19 protein-coding genes and 1 tRNA gene are annotated in these 16,612 nt (G+C 70.6%); 13 read left to right on the top strand and 7 right to left on the bottom strand.

Going from position 1 to position 16,612, the window contains the following annotated elements; translation table 11 throughout:
- Positions 1-39: 39 nt before the first annotated feature.
- Positions 40-111, top strand: a tRNA-Gln gene (locus DEJ16_RS02275).
- 378 nt (positions 112-489) lie between these two features.
- A complete protein-coding gene (locus DEJ16_RS02270) occupies positions 490-1,299 on the top strand; it encodes a PhzF family phenazine biosynthesis protein (RefSeq protein ID WP_181419416.1) in 810 nt (269 codons plus the stop codon).
- 253 nt (positions 1,300-1,552) lie between these two features.
- Here the strand turns inward: DEJ16_RS02270 and DEJ16_RS02265 are convergent, their stop codons facing one another.
- Together DEJ16_RS02265 and DEJ16_RS02260 are read right to left on the bottom strand one after the other, a co-directional pair.
- Complete coding sequence (locus DEJ16_RS02265) at positions 1,553-1,897, bottom strand: hypothetical protein (protein WP_146236254.1); 345 nt, start codon at positions 1,895-1,897, stop codon at positions 1,553-1,555.
- 28 nt (positions 1,898-1,925) lie between these two features.
- Complete coding sequence (locus DEJ16_RS02260) at positions 1,926-2,324, bottom strand: hypothetical protein (RefSeq protein WP_110823560.1); 399 nt, start codon at positions 2,322-2,324, stop codon at positions 1,926-1,928.
- A gap of 288 nt (positions 2,325-2,612) precedes the next feature.
- Between DEJ16_RS02260 and DEJ16_RS02255 the strand changes: the two genes are divergently transcribed.
- The 11 genes from DEJ16_RS02255 (at position 2,613) to DEJ16_RS02205 (ending at position 12,947) form a co-directional block, all read left to right on the top strand.
- Positions 2,613-4,322, top strand: a complete 1,710-nt coding sequence (locus DEJ16_RS02255) for an MDR family MFS transporter (protein ID WP_375232104.1) — start codon at positions 2,613-2,615, stop codon at positions 4,320-4,322.
- Positions 4,323-4,326: 4 nt separating this feature from the next.
- Positions 4,327-4,797, top strand: coding sequence for a MarR family winged helix-turn-helix transcriptional regulator (locus DEJ16_RS02250; protein ID WP_146232785.1), 471 nt, complete (start codon positions 4,327-4,329; stop codon positions 4,795-4,797).
- 26 nt (positions 4,798-4,823) lie between these two features.
- Positions 4,824-5,483 carry a TetR/AcrR family transcriptional regulator gene (locus DEJ16_RS02245; RefSeq protein WP_146232784.1) on the top strand — a complete coding sequence of 220 codons (660 nt, stop codon included), beginning with the start codon at positions 4,824-4,826 and terminating at the stop codon, positions 5,481-5,483.
- A gap of 270 nt (positions 5,484-5,753) precedes the next feature.
- Positions 5,754-6,494: a DUF1684 domain-containing protein gene (locus tag DEJ16_RS02240; RefSeq protein WP_110823563.1), complete on the top strand. Its 741-nt coding sequence runs from the start codon at positions 5,754-5,756 to the stop codon at positions 6,492-6,494.
- Between the two features lie 70 nt (positions 6,495-6,564).
- Positions 6,565-8,067, top strand: coding sequence for an ABC transporter substrate-binding protein (locus DEJ16_RS02235; protein ID WP_258365758.1), 1,503 nt, complete (start codon positions 6,565-6,567; stop codon positions 8,065-8,067).
- 33 nt (positions 8,068-8,100) lie between these two features.
- Positions 8,101-9,063 carry an ABC transporter permease gene (locus tag DEJ16_RS02230; RefSeq protein ID WP_110823564.1) on the top strand — a complete coding sequence of 321 codons (963 nt, stop codon included), beginning with the start codon at positions 8,101-8,103 and terminating at the stop codon, positions 9,061-9,063.
- The gene (locus tag DEJ16_RS02225) at positions 9,060-9,995 is read left to right on the top strand and encodes an ABC transporter permease (protein WP_110823565.1); all 936 of its coding nucleotides are present in this window, start codon (positions 9,060-9,062) and stop codon (positions 9,993-9,995) included. Before DEJ16_RS02230 ends, DEJ16_RS02225 begins: the two co-directional genes overlap by 4 nt.
- Positions 9,992-10,804, top strand: coding sequence for an ABC transporter ATP-binding protein (locus tag DEJ16_RS02220; protein ID WP_110823566.1), 813 nt, complete (start codon positions 9,992-9,994; stop codon positions 10,802-10,804). Before DEJ16_RS02225 ends, DEJ16_RS02220 begins: the two co-directional genes overlap by 4 nt.
- Positions 10,801-11,586: an ABC transporter ATP-binding protein gene (locus DEJ16_RS02215; RefSeq protein WP_110823567.1), complete on the top strand. Its 786-nt coding sequence runs from the start codon at positions 10,801-10,803 to the stop codon at positions 11,584-11,586. Before DEJ16_RS02220 ends, DEJ16_RS02215 begins: the two co-directional genes overlap by 4 nt.
- 192 nt (positions 11,587-11,778) lie before the next feature.
- On the top strand, positions 11,779-12,474 hold the full coding sequence (locus DEJ16_RS02210; RefSeq protein WP_110823568.1) for a YafY family protein: 696 nt from the start codon (positions 11,779-11,781) through the stop codon (positions 12,472-12,474).
- A 98-nt stretch (positions 12,475-12,572) separates the two neighbouring features.
- Positions 12,573-12,947, top strand: a complete 375-nt coding sequence (locus DEJ16_RS02205; protein ID WP_110823569.1) for a VOC family protein — start codon at positions 12,573-12,575, stop codon at positions 12,945-12,947.
- A gap of 230 nt (positions 12,948-13,177) precedes the next feature.
- Here the strand turns inward: DEJ16_RS02205 and DEJ16_RS02200 are convergent, their stop codons facing one another.
- From DEJ16_RS02200 to DEJ16_RS02180, 5 genes are all read right to left on the bottom strand, one after another.
- Positions 13,178-13,402, bottom strand: a complete 225-nt coding sequence (locus tag DEJ16_RS02200; protein ID WP_220032676.1) for a cold-shock protein — start codon at positions 13,400-13,402, stop codon at positions 13,178-13,180.
- A 53-nt stretch (positions 13,403-13,455) separates the two neighbouring features.
- Positions 13,456-13,578 (bottom strand): hypothetical protein, encoded by a 123-nt coding sequence (locus tag DEJ16_RS15900; protein ID WP_258365756.1) that lies wholly within the window; start codon positions 13,576-13,578, stop codon positions 13,456-13,458.
- 273 nt (positions 13,579-13,851) lie between these two features.
- Complete coding sequence (locus tag DEJ16_RS02190; RefSeq protein WP_110823571.1) at positions 13,852-15,567, bottom strand: discoidin domain-containing protein; 1,716 nt, start codon at positions 15,565-15,567, stop codon at positions 13,852-13,854.
- Positions 15,568-15,694: 127 nt separating this feature from the next.
- Positions 15,695-16,012 carry a hypothetical protein gene (locus tag DEJ16_RS02185; RefSeq protein WP_146232782.1) on the bottom strand — a complete coding sequence of 106 codons (318 nt, stop codon included), beginning with the start codon at positions 16,010-16,012 and terminating at the stop codon, positions 15,695-15,697.
- Complete coding sequence (locus DEJ16_RS02180; RefSeq protein WP_110823573.1) at positions 16,009-16,521, bottom strand: DUF427 domain-containing protein; 513 nt, start codon at positions 16,519-16,521, stop codon at positions 16,009-16,011. Before DEJ16_RS02180 ends, DEJ16_RS02185 begins: the two co-directional genes overlap by 4 nt.
- Positions 16,522-16,612 lie beyond the last annotated feature (91 nt).

Genomic DNA, 16,612 nt, shown 5'->3' with positions numbered 1-16,612 from the left:
CGGGCACATGGGAAGATGGTCGGGCTCCTCCGGGGGCGTTCCGCCTTGGTGTAATGGCAGCACGACGGCCTTTGGTGCCGTTAGGTCCGGGTTCGAATCCTGGAGGCGGAGCTCGGGACCGATCGGCCCATCAACGGAGACGGTTGGGCGTGTTCCTTCCGGAGCGTCTCTGGCCGTGCGCGGACCTCCTGTCGCACCTTCAGCACAGCGCCGAGGAGAGGAGGAGCGCTGGCCGGGGTCGGTGAACGACGCCGACAGCCTCCTTCACGGACGCAAGATGTCCCGTACCCGGATCCAGGGCAGGGGCATCGTCTCGGGGCGCTGCGTGTCAGCGCTGAGCGGCTGGGCACCGGCGAGCACATGCGGCCGTGCGTCGACAGCGCGGGCTCGGGAAGGTCACAACCAGCGAGTACCGACGCCACCGACCTCTCTCGCGAGACGCTCGACGAGCGGAGCTGTTAGGAACGACACATGGCTGTCCGGCACGAGATGCTCACCGTCTTCACCGAGGGAGAGGCCGGCGGGAACCGGGTCCCGGTGGTGCTCGAGGCGGACACGTTCACCGACCAGCAGATGCAGGAGCTCGCGGAGGAGACGGGGCTGGAGTCCGCGTTCCTGTCGTCTTCGGACACACCGGCCGTCGGACGGCTGCGCTACTGGGTACCGAACCACGAGATGAGCATGTGCGGCCATGCCAGCATCGGAACCGCATGGTTGCTGAACCGCCGTGGCCATGCCCAACCCGACGACGGATACGTTTTCGCAACCGCTGCAGGCTTGGTCCGGGCGGGAGCGACCACGGACGGTGGGTGGTTCCAGCAGTCTCTGCAGCAGATCGACCCGGTCGACCCGAGCCCGGCGCTCGCCGCGCTGGGCCTCACTCCGGACGACCTCGTCGGAACGTCGTCGAATGCTGCTGCGCCGCGGACGAAGACGCTCCTACCGTTACGCAACACCGCGGTACTGCGCGGACTTCGACCGCACGCAGCCGCCGTCGAACGCGCATGCACCGAGATGGGGTCGACGGGCTTGTATCCCTACGCGGTCATCACGGAGGGGCAAGTGGAAGCGCGGCAGTTCCCGCGGGCATCTGGATACCTGGAGGACCCCGCCACCGGGATCGCAGCCGCCGCACTCTTCTTCGCCCTGGCCGCGAGCGGTGAACTGCCGCGCGGAGTCGTGCAGGTGCGGCAGGGCGTCGCTATGGGTCGGCCCTCACTGATCACCGTCGAAGCCGGCGGACAGTCTCACCACCAGCCGCGCACATGTCGGGTGTCCGGAGCCGTCCGGTTCGCGTGACCGCCGATCAGCCGAGCGGAGCACCGAGGAAGTACCCGTGCACGCTCCGGGAGCTGCGGCGGGCGGATGCGGTCCTGAAGCCGGCGTCGGCCGGCTCCGGTCGGCGACCGCCCCGCGAACCTGATGCAACGGGCGTTCACCGCGTCCGGTTCTCCACGGATGCGGTGGAGACGAACGTCCGTCGCGTCGATCCTGCTCGACACGGATCGTCTCCTGCTGCCTCGTGGCGATCGGCGCTCGCCGAGCAACTCGGTCACTCTGCCGAGGAATGCGGGCGGGCGCTCATGTCATGGGCGCGCGCGTCTGCCTCGGTCTCGTAGATCTCGCCCCAGGCGATGCTCGCGGGCATGGCGTCGCCACGCAGGTCCACGTCGGGCAAACAGATCTGCACGAAGTGCGGGAAGGCGGGGAACGACCACAGGTCCTCGTCCTCGAACCGACTCCAGAGCAACAACTCGCCGATGCCGAGCGGGTGGCCGAGTTCCTGACCGTTCACCGGCGGATCGCAGCTGACCATCAGCGCGTGGTGACCGTTCGGGAGCTCGATCGGTCGTTCCACCTCGCACCGGAAGACGGACGAGAACCGCTTGCTGTCCATGGACGAGAGGAAGAAGACTCCTCGCATCTCAGAAGTCCGGATCCACGTCATCGACGCAGGGGGTCGGCGTGTGCGGGCGCTTGGTCATCGACTGCACCTCCGCGTCCGCCTCGGTTGCGTAGAGCTCGCCCCACGCGATGCTGGTCGGCATGCGAGTCGTCGGGATGATGACGTCGGGGACACAGATCTGCACGAACTGCGGGAAGGTCGGGAAAGTCCACAAGTCGTCCCCCTCGAAACGGCTCCAGAGGAGGAGTCGAGCGATTCCCTCGGGAAAGCCGAGGTCCTGGCCGAGCGCTGGCGGGTCACAACTGACGACGAGAGCGTGGTGGCCGTTGGGGAGTTCGACTCTCGACTCCAGCTCGCACCGGAACACGGAATCGAATCGGTCGTCTTCCATCGATGAGAGGTAGTAGGTCGGTTCCACTTCAGAACTCCGGGTTGCTCCGCTGACGTCGTCGACACGGATCGACACCGTCCCGTTTCGGTGTGCTTCCCAGAGCCTGCCAGGCAGCCGGGTGGCGGTCAAAGGGCCGGCGCCGGGACGCTGGTGCAGGAGTCGGTCCAGCTGTGCACGGACATCGTGGCGGGCGCTGACGCAGCGGATGGTGTGCTCCGCCGGTGGTCCTTGGTTGACAACGAGCAATCAAACAACGATAGTTGACCGTCGTCAATCAATTGGGTGCAGCGCGGCATCCCTCGTCCTGGAGTCACGATGTCCCGTCCCGATGCCGCAGCAGCACAGCTGCACCCGACCGAACCGGCGGCCATGTCCCACCGACAGGTCCTCGAAGCACTCTCCGGGCTCCTGCTCGGCATGTTCGTCGCGATCCTCGCGTCGACCGTCGTCAGCACGTCCCTGCCGAAGATCATCGGTGACCTCGGCGGCGGCGAGAGCGCCTACACGTGGGTCGTCACCTCGACGCTCCTCGCCACGACCGTCTCGACGCCGGTCTGGGGCAAGCTCGCCGACCTCTTCAACCGCAAGCTGCTCATCCAGCTCTCGCTCGTGATCTTCGTCCTCGGCTCTGCGCTCGCGGGGTTCTCGGAGAACCCCGGCACGCTCATCACGTTCCGAGTCGTGCAGGGTCTCGGCGCCGGTGGCCTCACCGCGCTCAGCCAGATCATCCTGGCCGACATCATCAGCCCGCGTGAGCGCGGCCGGTACGGCGGCTACTTCGGCGCGGTGATGGCCGTCGGCACCGTCGGCGGCCCGCTGTTCGGCGGACTGCTGACCGACACGCTCGGGTGGCGCTGGAACTTCTTCGTCGGCGTGCCCTTCGCGGTCGCGGCGATCATCCTGCTGCAGGTCACCCTGAAGCTCCGGACCCTCCCGGAGCGCAAGGTCTCCATCGACTACCTCGGCATCGCGACCATCGCCGGCGGCGTCTCGCTCCTGCTCATCTGGGTCACCCTCGCCGGCAAGAACTTCGACTGGGTCTCGCCCACCTCGTTCGTGATGGTGATCGGTGCGGCCGTCCTGCTCGCGGCCACCGTGTTCATCGAGCTCCGCGCGGAGGAGCCGATCATCCCGATGACGCTCTTCCGGAGCCGCACGTTCACGATGGCGGTCATCGGTTCCATCGCCGTCGGCATCGCGATGTTCGGCGCCACCGTCTACCTGGCGCAGTACATGCAGCTCGCCCGTGGTGCCACCCCGACGCAGTCCGGCTTGCTGACGATCCCGATGATCGCCGGTCTGCTCATCGCCTCGACCGTCGGTGGTGCCCTGGTGACCAGGACAGGCAAGTGGAAGCCGATCATGCTCATCGGTTCGGTCGCCCTCGTCGTCGGACTCGGTCTCATGGGGACGATCGCGTACGACACGCAGTACGTCGTCGTCGCGGTCTACATGTTCGTCATGGGGAGCGGCGTCGGACTCGTCATGCAGAACCTCGTCCTGGTGGTGCAGAACACGACCGAACCGAGGAACATCGGCGCTGCCTCCTCCGGCGTCGCGTTCTTCCGCTCCCTGGGCGGCGCGATCGGCGTCTCGGTCCTCGGAACGGTCCTCGGGACCCGCGTGGCGGACGCCATCAGCGACAAGCAGGACGCCCTGACGAGGGCGATCGCCGCGCTCGGCGAGAAGGGCGCCGCCGTCGCGAAGGAGCTGTCGTCCGGCAGCATCCCCGCCGTCAGCTCGCTCCCGAAGGGCGTACGCCAGATCATCGAGTCGGCGTACGGCCAGGGCGTCGCCGAGATCTTCCTCATCGCCGCCCCTATCGCGGTCCTGCTCGTCCTGGCGATCGCCTTCATGCCGAACGTGCCGCTCACCACGAAGACCGTCGCCGAGCGCTCGACCGACGCTGGACCGGTCGCCGGTGCTGCCGAGGACTTCGCCGGGGTCGGCACCGTGACCGGGTCCAACCCGACGATCCAGTCGGCGGACTCCCAGGACGGCGGCGAGCGGCGTGCCCGACACTGATGTGATGACCGACGCGGCCACGAACCCCCTGCGGACGTCCGCCGAGGACCTGGCGCTCGACGCGACCGAACGCGCGATCGCCGGCGTCGAACGGCAGTTCCTGGCGTTGGCCGGCTCGACCCGGCGCACGATGCGCGAGCAGGCCGCTCAGATGGAGCTGCAGCCGGCCGGCTACCGGGTCCTCCTCGAGGTCGTGGTCAACGGCAGCACCGGAGCGGGCGAACTCGCGGAGGCGCTCGGGTACGACAAGACCGCCCTCAGTCGTCAACTCAGCGCGCTCGAGGCGCTCGGGTTCGTCACGCGGGAACGCCACGCGGTCGATCGCCGTGCGGTCGTCGTCCGTGCCACGCCCGACGCCGTCGAGCGGGTCCAGCGCATCCGGGCCAGTGCCCGCTCAGCCTTCCGCGAGCGGCTCGTGACCTGGCCGCGCACGGATCTCGAGGACCTCGCACGACTGCTCGCTGCGCTGTCGTGACCCCCCGCGGTGAAGGAGACGGAACGGTGGGGGAGGCCGCTGCGCTGGACGGCGAACCGGCCCCGGCGCCGGTCGGACTGCGTGAACGCAAGCGGGAGGAGACGCGCCGTCGGATCATCCTGGCAGCGCGTGTCGGGAGCCTCGACGCCGGCATCGACGGTCTGACGATCGACGCCATCGCGCGTGAGGCCGACATCTCGCCACGGTCGTTCTTCAACTACTTCCCGAACAAGGAAGCGGCGATCGCCGGGGTGATCCCAGGGACAGCGCGTGCGCTGACCGCGGACGAGTTGGACCAGCTCCCCGCCGACGTCGTCGACGCCGTGGTGGCCATCGTCGTCGCCGTCCTCGGCCGTCAGGTCGACAGCACGAACACGGACCTGCGTCGCGAGGTGTTCGTCCGGTTCCCGGAGCTCCTCGACGAGTTCCGGCCGTTCTGGAAGGCGTCCGTGCGGACCGCAGCCGTGTCCGTCACCGACCTCCTCCTCCGCCGCGGGTCGACCGCGGAGAGCAGCGCCGTCGTCGCGCCGGTGCTCGTCGCGATGTGTGTCTCGGTGGTGCGGACCATGCTCGCCCGCGGCGAACTCGACAGCGTCGAGTTGGCGCACGGGGTCCGCCCGATCGCCGACGCGATCCGTTCGACCGCCGAGGTCGTCACCGGCGGACCTCGGGGCCGGACGTCCTGACGCCGGGAGGCGCCGCGGGCTGAGCCCGTGGAACTCCAGCCGGCCGCCCCGGACGCTGCCTCCCCACGGCGGTGATGCGGGTGCGGATCCCGCTCGGGTCTCCGACGCGGAAGGGCCCCCACCCTGATATTCTACGCACCGAGCGGTCGGGGCGGTACTGGGACGCGTGGTCCCCGTCCTCCCCGTTCCGTCGACGTGACGACGTGCAGTGTTGCCCCGTGTGACGACCGCATGGGAATACCGAACGCCACTCTGCGATTCTCGTCCCCGATGAGCATCACCGACCCCGACACGACGCACGACGCCCCCGCCTCCTGGGACGCCTGGCGCGCAGCCCGCCGCGAGCGGGTCACCGGCGCGCAGGGCGACCTGGCGCTGATCCGCACCGAGTGGCTCCCGATCGGCCAGGAGCCCGACCTCGAGGCGGCGCTCGCCGACCAGCCGGCGACGGTCACCGCGACCCGTGTGCGTCGGACCGACCTGGACACCGGCGAGCCGCAGCACGGCTACCGCCTGTGGGACGCCGAGTCCCCGGCGATCCGCTCCTACGTCGACACCCCGGTGTTCCCGTACGACCCCTCATGGCGGATCACCGCGCACTTCACGCCCGCCGAGCCCGGCCGGACGATCCCGTACGAGCACCTCCGCGACGCCGCCGGTGCGACCCGTGACCTCGTCGTCCCCGGGGACATCACGGCGTCGATCGGCGACCGCGAGTACACGCTCAGCGCCTTCGACGACGACGGCACCCTGCTGCTCGTCTTCGGCGACCCGACGAACCGCAGCACCGACGAGTCCGAGCGCACCTACGGCACCGGCCGCTTCCTGTTCGTCGAGCGCCCGGCGGGGTCCTCGACGGGCGAGGAGTCCGACGTCGTCCTCGACTTCAACCAGGCGTTCGTACCGCCGTGCGGGTTCAGCGACCAGTACAACTGCCCGCTCCCGCCGTTCCAGAACCGACTGCACGTGCCCGTCCACGCGGGCGAGCGCCACGTCGCACACCGCGCCTGACGCGTCCCGCGGCCGTCGGCCGCACAGCCACACCCTGCCTCCACACACCCCCCGAAGCACCAGGAGTCCCGTGAAGACCCGAATCGTCGCGCTCGCCGCGTCCGGCATCGCCCTCAGCCTCGCCCTCGCCGGCTGCTCGTCCTCCGGCGGCGGCGGATCGTCGTCGGGCGGGAACGCCACCGTGGCGATCGGCTCGCTCTACGAGCCGACGAACCTGTCGAACGTCGACGGCGGCGGCCAGGGCGTCAACGAGGCGTTCCAGGACAACGTCTACGAGGGGCTGTTCCGCCTCGGGGACGACGGCAAGGTGACGCCGCTGCTCGCGAAGTCGTACGACACGTCCTCGGACGGGCTCACGTACACGTTCACGCTCCGGAAGGGCGTGCAGTTCCACAGTGGCGCCGAGCTCACCAGCGCCGACGTGAAGAGCTCCATCGAGCGCGTCACCGCCGAGGACTCGCAGTCCTCCCGCAAGTCGAGCCTGGCCGTCGTGGAGTCGATCGAGACCCCCGACGACGAGACCGTCGTGGTGCACCTGTCGCAGCGGTCGATCTCGTTCGTCTACAACCTGTCCTACGTCTGGATCGTCCCCGCGGGGGAGACGAAGCTCAAGACCGAGGAGGACGGCACCGGGCCGTACACGCTCGACACCTGGAAGCGCGGCTCGTCGATCACGCTCGAGCCCTTCGCCGACTACTGGGGTGAGAAGCCCGCGAACGGCGGGGTCGAGTTCGACTACTTCACCAGCGCCTCCACGCTGTCGAACGCGCTCGCCAGCGGTCAGGTCGACGTCATCACGAGCATCCAGTCACCCGACGCCCTGTCCCGGTTCACCGCGGACGAGTCGAAGTACACGGTCAGCGAGGGCGACTCCACGACCAAGGAACTCCTGGCGTTCAACGACGCGGAGGGCCCCTTCACCGACGTGAAGCTCCGCCAGGCGATCTCGGCGGCCATCGACCGGAAGGCCCTGCTGAAGGCGATCTGGGGCGACTACGGCACCGTGAACGGCTCGATGGTGCCGCCGACCGACCCCTGGTACGAGGACCTGACGAGCGTCAACGCGTACGACCCCGCCAAGGCGAAGGACCTGCTCGCCGAGTCGGGCCACGCCGACGGGTTCTCCTTCACGCTCGACACCCCGTCGTACGACCCGCACCCGGCCGTCGCGCAGTACCTGCAGAGCGCGCTGAAGAAGGTCGGCGTGACCGTCGACATCAACACGATCAGCGCCGACGAGTGGTACACGAAGGTGTACCAGCAGCACGACTTCGAGGCGACGCTGCAGGAGCACGTCAACGACCGCGACGTCGTCTTCTACGGCAACCCGGACTTCTACTTCGGGTACGACAACAAGGCGGTCCAGAAGGACATCACGGACGCCGAGCAGGCTCCGTCCGAGGACCAGCAGACGGACCTGCTCCGGAAGGCGAACGAGCAGATCGTGCGGGACGCCGCGAGCGCGTGGCTGTACCTGTACCCGCAGATCGTCGTGTCGGACAAGGACGTCACGGGATACTGGAAGAACGGGCTGAACTCGCAGTTCCCCGTCTCCGACATCGCCGTCTCCTAGTACCGACCGACCAGGCAGGATCCGCACCCCCGCATGACCGCGTACGTCCTCCGCCGCCTCGGCATCCTCGTGCTCTCGCTCGCGGTCGCCCTGGTGGTGGTGTTCGCGCTCCTGCGGATCCTGCCCGGCGACCCGGCCAACGCGCTCCTCGCCGCGAACGCGACGCCGGACCAGATCGCGGCGGCCCGGCGGGAGGTCGGCTCCGACCTCCCGCTGGCGCAGCAGTTCGTGCAGTGGATCGGCCAGATGCTGCACCTCGACCTCGGCACGTCGTTCACGAGCGGGCTCCCGGTGCTACCCGACCTCGCCCAGCGCCTGGTCGTCACCGTGCCGCTCACCCTCATCGCGTTCGGCATCGCCGTCGTCGTGGCCTGCGTCGTCGGGTTCGTCGCCGCTGCCCGTGCCGACCGCTGGTACGGCGTGCTGCTCTCCGGGGTGACGCAGCTCGGCATCGCGGTCCCGGTGTTCTGGATCGGCATCCTGCTCGTGCAGGTGGTGTCGCTGCAGTGGGGTCTGCTGCCGTCGAGCGGCTTCCCGCGTGACGACTGGACGTACCCGGGCGACGCGCTGGAGTCCCTCGCGCTGCCGATCATCACCGTCGCGGTCGTGATGACGGCCTCGATCGCCCGGTACGTGCGGAGCGCTGTGCTCGACGTCCTCGGTGCCGACCACATCCGCACGGCTCGGGCACTCGGCGCGTCGACCGCCTCGGCGTTCCTCCGGCACGGCGTCCGGTCGGCGGTCGTCCCGGTGATCGCGGTGCTCGGCATCGAACTCGCGTCGACCTTCCTCGGCGCGGTCGTCGTCGAGAGTGTCTTCGCCCTGCCCGGCCTCGGCAGCATGCTCATCACCGGCATCGAGCAGCACGATTACCCGAGCATCCAGGGCGTCCTGCTCGTCTCCACCGTCGCGGTGCTCGTCATCGGCTTCGTCGCCGACGTCGTGCAGCGCATCGTCGACCCGCGCCTGCGCACGAGCGTCTCGGGGAACCGATGAGCGCCCGCCGGTCGGTGTCCCTGACCACGGGCATCGTGCTCGTCGGTCTGGTCGTCGTCGCCGCGGTCGTCTCGCTCGTCTGGCTGCCGTACTCGCTCTACGACACCTCGGGCGGCCGACTCACCCCGCCGGGAGCCGCGCACTGGCTCGGCACCGACACGCTCGGGCGTGACCTCGCGACGCAGCTCCTCATCGGCGCCCGCATCGCGCTCGCGACCGGCCTCGGCGCCGTCCTGGTCGGTGGTGTCCTCGGCACCGCCATCGGGCTGGCCGCGGCCTTCGCCCGGCCCTGGCTCGACGACACGCTCTCCGCCGTGCTCGACATCGTGATCGCCTTCCCGACGCTGCTCGTCGCGATGCTGCTCGTCGCTGCGCGCGGTGCGTCGCTCGGGACCGCGATCGTCGCCATCGGCCTCGTCATGGCCGCCGTCGTCGCCCGGCTCGTCCGGATCCTGGCCCGACGGGTGCTCCGCCATGACTACGTCACCGCGGCGCGGACCTCCGGCACGACCTGGCCGCGGATCGTCACCCAGCACGTGCTCCCGAACATCTGGCCGACCCTCGCGGTCAACCTCGCGCTGCAGTTCGGGCTCGCGGTCCTCGCCGAGGCGAGCCTGTCGTACCTGGGCCTCGGTGCGCCGCCGCCGAACGCGTCCTGGGGGCGGATGCTCCAGGACGCCCAACAGACCGCGTTCGAGGCACCCGCCGGCGTCCTCGCGCCGGGCCTCGCGCTCGTCGTCCTCGTCATCGGTGCGAACCTGCTGGCGGACGGGCTCCGTGACGTCGCGGACCCGACCCGTCGCGGACGGCGAGCCGCGCGCGGTGCCGCCCCGGGCCTCCCGGCCGGTGCGCCGGTCGCCGGTGACGGCGTCGGCACCGCCATCGGACCGGTCGCGTCCGCCACCGACGACCCGGACGGGAGGCCCGCATGACGTCCGCCATCGAGGTCACCGACCTCCGCATCACCACCGCTGACGGCACCCCGCTCGTCGACGGCGTCTCGTTCTCCGTGGACGTCGGCGACCGCCTCGGCATCGTCGGTGAGTCCGGCAGCGGCAAGTCGCTCACCGCGCTCGCGGTCATGGGGTTGCTGCCGACGGGGCTGACCGCCACCGGCTCGGTCCGCGTCGGTGACGTCGAGGTCATCGGCGCACGCGAGCGCAGCCTGCGCGACGTCCGCGGTTCGATCGTCGCCCCCGTCTTCCAGGAGCCGATGACCGCCCTCGACCCGCTCATGCGCGCCGGCGACCAGATCGCCGAGCCGCTCCGGCGGCACCGCGGACTCCGCGGGGAGGCCCTGCGCGCCGCGGTGCGCGAGGCGATCGCCGACGTCGCCCTCGCCGATCCGGAGCGCGTCGCCGGGTCGTTCCCGTGGGAGCTGTCCGGCGGTCAGCGGCAGCGCGTCGCCATCGCGATGGCACTCGCGTGCCGGCCGCGGGTCCTCATCGCGGACGAGCCGACCACGGCGCTCGACGTCACGGTGCAGGCGCAGGTGCTCGACCTCCTCGACCGCGCCGTGACCGAGCGGGGGATGGGGCTGCTGTTCATCAGCCACGACCTGCCGGTGGTCGCACGGACCGTGGACCGGGTGCTCGTGCTCGAACACGGTCGTGCCGTCGAGCAGGGACCCGTCCGGGACGTCATCGCCGCACCCACCCACCCGTACACGCAGCGGCTCGTCGGCAGTGCCCGGACGCTGCATGACGCCCTCGACGCCGGCCGACGCGGAGGTGCGCGATGACCGCGCTGCTCGAGCTGTCGGACGTGACGTTCCGGTACCCCGGCCGTGGCACGCGCCGCACGGGGGGCACGGGCCTGGCGCTCGACGGCGTCTCGTTCGCCGTGCAGCCCGGTGAGCACCTCGGCATCGTGGGGGAGTCCGGCGCTGGCAAGACCACCGTGCTCCGGATGCTCCTCGGGCTCGCGGCGCCGGACAGCGGCTCCGTGTCGTTCGACGGCGCGCCCCTCGACCTCGGCGACCGGGCCGCACTCCGTCGGTTCCGCACCGCCGTGCAGCCGGTGTTCCAGGACCCGTACTCGTCGCTCGACCCCCGCCAACGCATCGACCGCATCGTGGGGGAGCCGCTGCGTTCCCTCGGGGTGGCGTCCGGGTCGGAGGCGTCCGACCGTGTCGCCGCCGCGCTGCGGGACGTCGGGCTCGGTGCCGATGCCGGTCGTCGGTACCCGCACGAGTTCTCGGGCGGACAGCGGCAGCGCATCGCGATCGCCCGCGCCGTGGTGTCCGGTCCCCGGGTGCTGGTGGCCGACGAGCCGGTGAGCGCGCTCGACCTGACGACCCGGGTCGCCGTCCTCGAGCTGTTCGAGCGGCTCGCCGAGGAGCACGGCATGACGATCGTGCTCGTCTCGCACGACCTCGCGGTGGTCGCACGCCTCTGCGCGGCGACCGTGGTCCTCCGCGGCGGTCGGGTCGAGGAGCAGGGCGACACGGGTGCGGTCCTGGCGTCGCCGCGGTCGGACTACACGCGGGCGCTGCTCGACGCGGTGCCGCGGCTGCCGCGCTGAGGCAGTGTGCCCGGGCGTCGACGAGCACCGCCGACGTGTCGGGCAGTGGTCGGCGATCTCCCGACTCCGCGCTGCCGTCGCGGGCGACGTGCAGCGCCCGGCCGCCGTGCGTCCAGCCGGGTGGAGACCTGCTCACCAGAACGGTGTGGTCGTGCGACGCGCGGCAGATGCGATGTGTCGGATGATGGGTCGGTGAACCGGACCGATCGTCTCTACGGCCTCGTGGAAGAACTGCGGGCCGTGTCGCCGCGTCCGCGGAGCGCGCGTCGTCTCGCAGAACGCTTCGAGGTGTCCGTGCGGACGATCGAGCGGGACCTCGCTGCGTTGCAGCAGTCGGGCCTGCCGATCTGGGCGGAGCCCGGCCGGACCGGTGGGTACGTCATCGACGCGTCAGCAACGCTCGGCCCGGCGGGGTTCACGCTGGACGAAGCCCTCGCGGTGCTGATCGGGCTCGGCTCGCTCCGCCACAGCCCGTTCCGGCAGGCCGCACAGACCGCCGCCCGGAAGATGCTCGCGGTCATGCCGGACCGGGACGCCGCACGTGCCACCGCCTTCGCATCCCGGATGCACTTCCTGGAGAGCGAGGACGACGCGGTCGTGCCGACCGAGTTCGCCGAGGCGCTCCGTGCGGATCGCGTCGTGCAGCTGCGCTACCAGGACGCCGGCGGTGCGGAGTCCGTGCGTGACGTCGAACCGTTGGGGTCGATCGAGAAGGACGGGCAGTGGTACCTGATCGCCTGGTGCCGGCTGCGCGACGGCGTGCGGGCGTTCCGTGGAGACCGCATGCTCTCGGTCCGCGTCACCGACGAGCGGCCCCCGACGCGGGCGCTCCGCGCTGAGGACCTCGCGATCCAGTACGGAGGACTCCGCTCGGTCGTCGACGACTGATCGGCAGCCGACGTCTTCCGCGGAACACCGACAGGACGGTGTCGCGACGACCCGTGATGCTGATGCTCCAACCTCACCAGCGCCTCTGAAGGAGCCCCATGTCGTTCGCATCCATCCGCATCGTCACCGACGACCTCGACGGTCTCGTCGCGTTCTACGAGCGGGTCACCGGCCAGCAGGCCGAGCGCCCCGCCCCGGTCTTCGCGCAGTTCGTCGGCCCCGGCGCGAGCCTCGCGATCGCGAGCACCGCGACCGTCGCCGTGCTCAGCGGCGCTCTCACTCCTGCGACGAACCGATCGGTGTTCATCGAGTTCGAAGTCGCTGACGTCGACGGCGCTTTCGCCGAGCTCGGGCCCACGAGCGAGGACGTCGTCCTCGAACCGACCACGATGCCCTGGGGCAACCGCTCCGCACTGGTCCGTGATCCCGACGGCAACGTCGTCAACCTGTTCAGCAGGCCGACCACCGACTAGGCGCAGAGGTGCAGGCAACCGCAGTGAGGGAACCTTCGTGCGACTGACGGAACGCAACCAGACGGTCGTTCTGACGTGCGCCCTCGATCAATGGGTTCTCATGACGCGTGCCTGTTGCACCGGCCGGTAGCTACATCGCTCGTTTCGGCCACCGTTCGACTACCGCACCGCTCCCGATCGAGACGACCCCCGATCGGGAGCTGCTTCACGGACTGAGCGGTGGCTGGCTGTCAGATGATCGTGACGTTGTGAGCGCGGAAGAAGTAGCCGTCCTGCCCTCGCGGGTAGGGCTCCACCTCGAACCGGACACGCTGTCCAGCTCGAAGCGTGTGGTAGCCGGTCATGTCCACGTCTGCGAAGTGCGCGAACACCTCCGACTCGACCTCGGCCGAACGGAGAGCGCCCCACCCGTCCTCGTCACTCCACCAGACACACACGCCATCGACGATCTGCACCAGCGCACGCTACCGCGCGACGTCGTTCGACAGTCGATCCTGGATCGGTGCGGTCACTCCAGGAGCGACTGCACCGCGTTCCACAGGTCGTGCTGCTGTCCCCCGGAGAACCAGGCACCAGTCCGCTTGTAGCGGTAGGCCCGGTCGCCCGCCCCGGCCCACCCAGACCCGTGCACGTGACCCACGGGACTCCCGTCCGCTCGAGTCACGTCCCACTCCGACGGTGAGCCGCTCGGAGACCCGTCGCGCGTCACGACGTAGTGGTGTCCGGCGTCCGTCTCGACCTCGAACCGTTGATGGTGATCGAGGTCGGCGTCGCGATCCTGTTCCCGGCCGTCGATCGTCACCCTCGCGATGTTCGCCTGCACGTCCACCATCCTGCACGGCATCGGCAGGATGAACCGTTCGATCGACTGTCCAGCCGCCGACGTCCTCCCGCCTGCCCAGGCTCAGCGCACCCGCACCGTCACGGTCTCGATGCCCGCGTTGCCGTGCCCGTCCATCGCGTACACCGCGAGCTTCCAGTTGCCGGCAGTCGTCGGTGCCGTGATGCGCAGCGTCCCGTCGCCCGTGGTCGTCACCGGCGTCGGCCGGAGCGCCCCGTTGCCGTCGATCCACCGGCTCGTCACCGACACCCGGTAGGTCAGGTTGTCGCCGTCCGGGTCGACCGCCGGAGCGGTCACGGTCACCGTCGACCCGGGTGCGACACCCGTCGAGGGCGAGGCGGCGATGCGCTGGATGACGGGCGGCCGGTTGCCGGTCACCGGCCCGCCGTAGGCCTGCTGCACCGCGTAGTACGACAGGCGCTTGAGGCCGCCGGTGCGGAGGTTCAGCCAGACGCCCTGCTCGTCGTCCTCCACGCCGTAGTGGAACATCGTGGCGCCGAGGGCGACCCCGGGAGCGGCGGTCACGGCCTTCCACGCGTCGGTGTACGAGCGCGCTGCTGTGGTGTCGCTCGGCTGCTGCGGGACACCGTTCGCGTCCGCGGGGACCTCCCACGACCCGGCCGGCCCGGTCTCGGTGACCAGGTACGGCTTCGTGTAGCCGCCGTCCCGCCACTTCTGCTGCACCCAGCCGATGCCGCCGTAGGTGTTCACCGCGTAGAGGTCGAGGCTCGGGGTGTACTGCCGGTAGAAGTCCCAGGCCTCGGTCGTCGCGTCGGTCGACGTCACGGGGTGCGCCGGGTCCGCGGCATGGATCGCCTTCGCGACCTGTTCGACGTACTTTGCGTAGGCGACGCGCTGCGCCTCGCCCTGGCCGAGCATGACCTCGTTGCCGACGTCCCACATGAGGAGTCCGCGGTGGTCGCGGTAGCTCGTGACGGTCTTCGTGATGCTCGCGAGCGTGTTCGACTTGTACGCGGAGTCGTTCACGTAGTCGACGTCCTGGTTCAACCAGAGGCCGGCGACGACGCGGATGCCGTGTGCCTGGGCGGCGTCGAACAGCTGACGGGAGGACGCGTCGGTGCCCCACGTCCGGACCGTGTTCACGCCCATGCCGGCGATGTCCGCCATGTACGACGACGCCTCGGCGGCCGGGGGACCGTACGTCACGCCCTTGACGAGCCAGGGCTTGCCGTCCACGGTCAGCTGCCACTTCCCCTGCGAGCCGGTGACCCGCACCCCCGCGGCTGGGGACGGTGCCGGCGTGGTCGGCGTCACCGGGGTCCCCGTCACCTGGAACTCCCACAGCGAGTAGCCGTGGACGGTGCCGCGCTGCACGCCGAGCATCCGGACGTACCGGCCCGTCCCGGACACGGCCTTCCGGACGACCCCGCCCTTGCCGGCGGTCACGTTCGAGACGGTGGTCCAGGTCTTCGCGTCGGCCGACACCTGCAGCTTGTAGGCCTTCGCGTACGCGACCTCCCACCGCAGGGTGATGCTCGAGATCGTCGCCGTGCGGCCCAGGTCGACGCGCAACCACTGCGCGTCGGTCCGCGCACTCGCCCACCGTGTCGCGGTGTTCCCGTCCACCGCCTTCGCGGCCGACCGCGAACTCGAGTCGGTCGACGACGCGACGGCCGGCCGCCCGGTCGACAGGACGGACGGTGCGGCGCTGGCGGCCGGTGTCCGCAGCGCCACGAGCAGGGCGGCGAGCAGGACGACCGCGAGCACCGCCGCGGCCAGTCGGACGGTCGTGGTGACGGTGCTGCTGACGGCGCGCATCGAGATCCTCCGGTCGTGTCCGGGCAACGCTACGGAGCGTCGACGTCACCGGTCAACGGCTCGGAGTCGCCCCAGTCCGAGGGGCCGGAAGGGGACCTGCGCGAGCGGCACCGTCCGCGCCGACGCCTCAGCTCCGGACGACCTCGAGCCTCCCCGGCCCGATCGGCACCACCCCGGCGCGGTAGTCGATCCGGCCGCCGGTCGCCGTGGCGGCATCGACCCGCACCGCGGCCGCGCCGAACCGCCAACCCCGGTTGATGCAGTACACGCCGAACTCGACGACGCCCTCGTCCGGCAGCACCCAGGTGCCGGAGCCCCACTGCGCGGGGTGCCCGACGCCGTCGACGGTGACGGTCGGTCGCGCGCCCCAGGCGAACCAGGGCTTGCGCAGTCGGAGTTCGACCCGGCGGCGGGTGGTGCCCGAGGGCGACGGAGCCGGTGTCACCACCCGAGCGTCCCGGGTTCGCCCTTGAACGGCCCGACGATGTCCGCGGTGATCCAGCCGCCGTAGAAGTCGCCCGCCTGCGCCTGCACGCGTTCGCCGGCGACCTCGCACGAGTCCATCCGCGACGGGTAGACGGCGACGTGGTCACGCAGCTCGCCGTACCCCTGCCACGGGGACCGGTACGTCCAGGCACCCCGCGGCACGACCTCGTCGCCGCCGTGCACGTCGAAGTACGTCGCACTGCCCTTGAACTCGCACATGCTCGAGCCACTCGTCGGCACGAGCGCGCCGGGGGCGAAGTCCGCGATCGGCAGGTAGTAGACCGGCGGGTGGCTCGTCTCGAGGACGCGGAGGGCCGCCGTGGTGTCGGCGATGACCTGCCCGCCCAGGCGCACGACGACACGGGCGCCGGTGCGCTCGACGCGCGGTGGCCGCGGGTACTCCCAGACCGACTCCTGACCGGGTCCGGGCTGCACGGGAACGGGGTGGCCGGGGCTGCGTCGCGTCATGCTCCCGTTGTACCCGCCGGTGGTCGCCGGACTGGAGGCGCGTCACCAGCTGGCACCGGGCCTCCCGTCCGGGACGCGGGGGCGACGGCGA

The organism is Curtobacterium sp. MCJR17_055, from assembly GCF_003224335.1.
Taxonomy (GTDB): Bacteria; Actinomycetota; Actinomycetes; order Actinomycetales; family Microbacteriaceae; genus Curtobacterium.
This window is presented reverse-complemented; position numbering and strand designations above follow the sequence as displayed.

What these genes read in the sequence shown, in the direction of transcription:
- DEJ16_RS02240 (WP_110823563.1), top strand. Translation starts at nt 5,754, where the DNA reads ATGAGCATCACCGACCCCGACACGACGCACGACGCCCCCGCCTCCTGG.
- DEJ16_RS02220 (WP_110823566.1), top strand. Translation starts at nt 9,992, where the DNA reads ATGACGTCCGCCATCGAGGTCACCGACCTCCGCATCACCACCGCTGAC.
- DEJ16_RS02225 (WP_110823565.1), top strand. Translation starts at nt 9,060, where the DNA reads ATGAGCGCCCGCCGGTCGGTGTCCCTGACCACGGGCATCGTGCTCGTC.
- DEJ16_RS02205 (WP_110823569.1), top strand. Translation starts at nt 12,573, where the DNA reads ATGTCGTTCGCATCCATCCGCATCGTCACCGACGACCTCGACGGTCTC.
- DEJ16_RS02250 (WP_146232785.1), top strand. Translation starts at nt 4,327, where the DNA reads ATGACCGACGCGGCCACGAACCCCCTGCGGACGTCCGCCGAGGACCTG.
- DEJ16_RS02270 (WP_181419416.1), top strand. Translation starts at nt 490, where the DNA reads ATGCTCACCGTCTTCACCGAGGGAGAGGCCGGCGGGAACCGGGTCCCG.
- DEJ16_RS02215 (WP_110823567.1), top strand. Translation starts at nt 10,801, where the DNA reads ATGACCGCGCTGCTCGAGCTGTCGGACGTGACGTTCCGGTACCCCGGC.
- DEJ16_RS02265 (WP_146236254.1), bottom strand. Translation starts at nt 1,897, where the DNA reads ATGGACAGCAAGCGGTTCTCGTCCGTCTTCCGGTGCGAGGTGGAACGA.
- DEJ16_RS02190 (WP_110823571.1), bottom strand. Translation starts at nt 15,567, where the DNA reads ATGCGCGCCGTCAGCAGCACCGTCACCACGACCGTCCGACTGGCCGCG.
- DEJ16_RS02180 (WP_110823573.1), bottom strand. Translation starts at nt 16,521, where the DNA reads ATGACGCGACGCAGCCCCGGCCACCCCGTTCCCGTGCAGCCCGGACCC.
- DEJ16_RS02255 (WP_375232104.1), top strand. Translation starts at nt 2,613, where the DNA reads ATGTCCCGTCCCGATGCCGCAGCAGCACAGCTGCACCCGACCGAACCG.
- DEJ16_RS02230 (WP_110823564.1), top strand. Translation starts at nt 8,101, where the DNA reads ATGACCGCGTACGTCCTCCGCCGCCTCGGCATCCTCGTGCTCTCGCTC.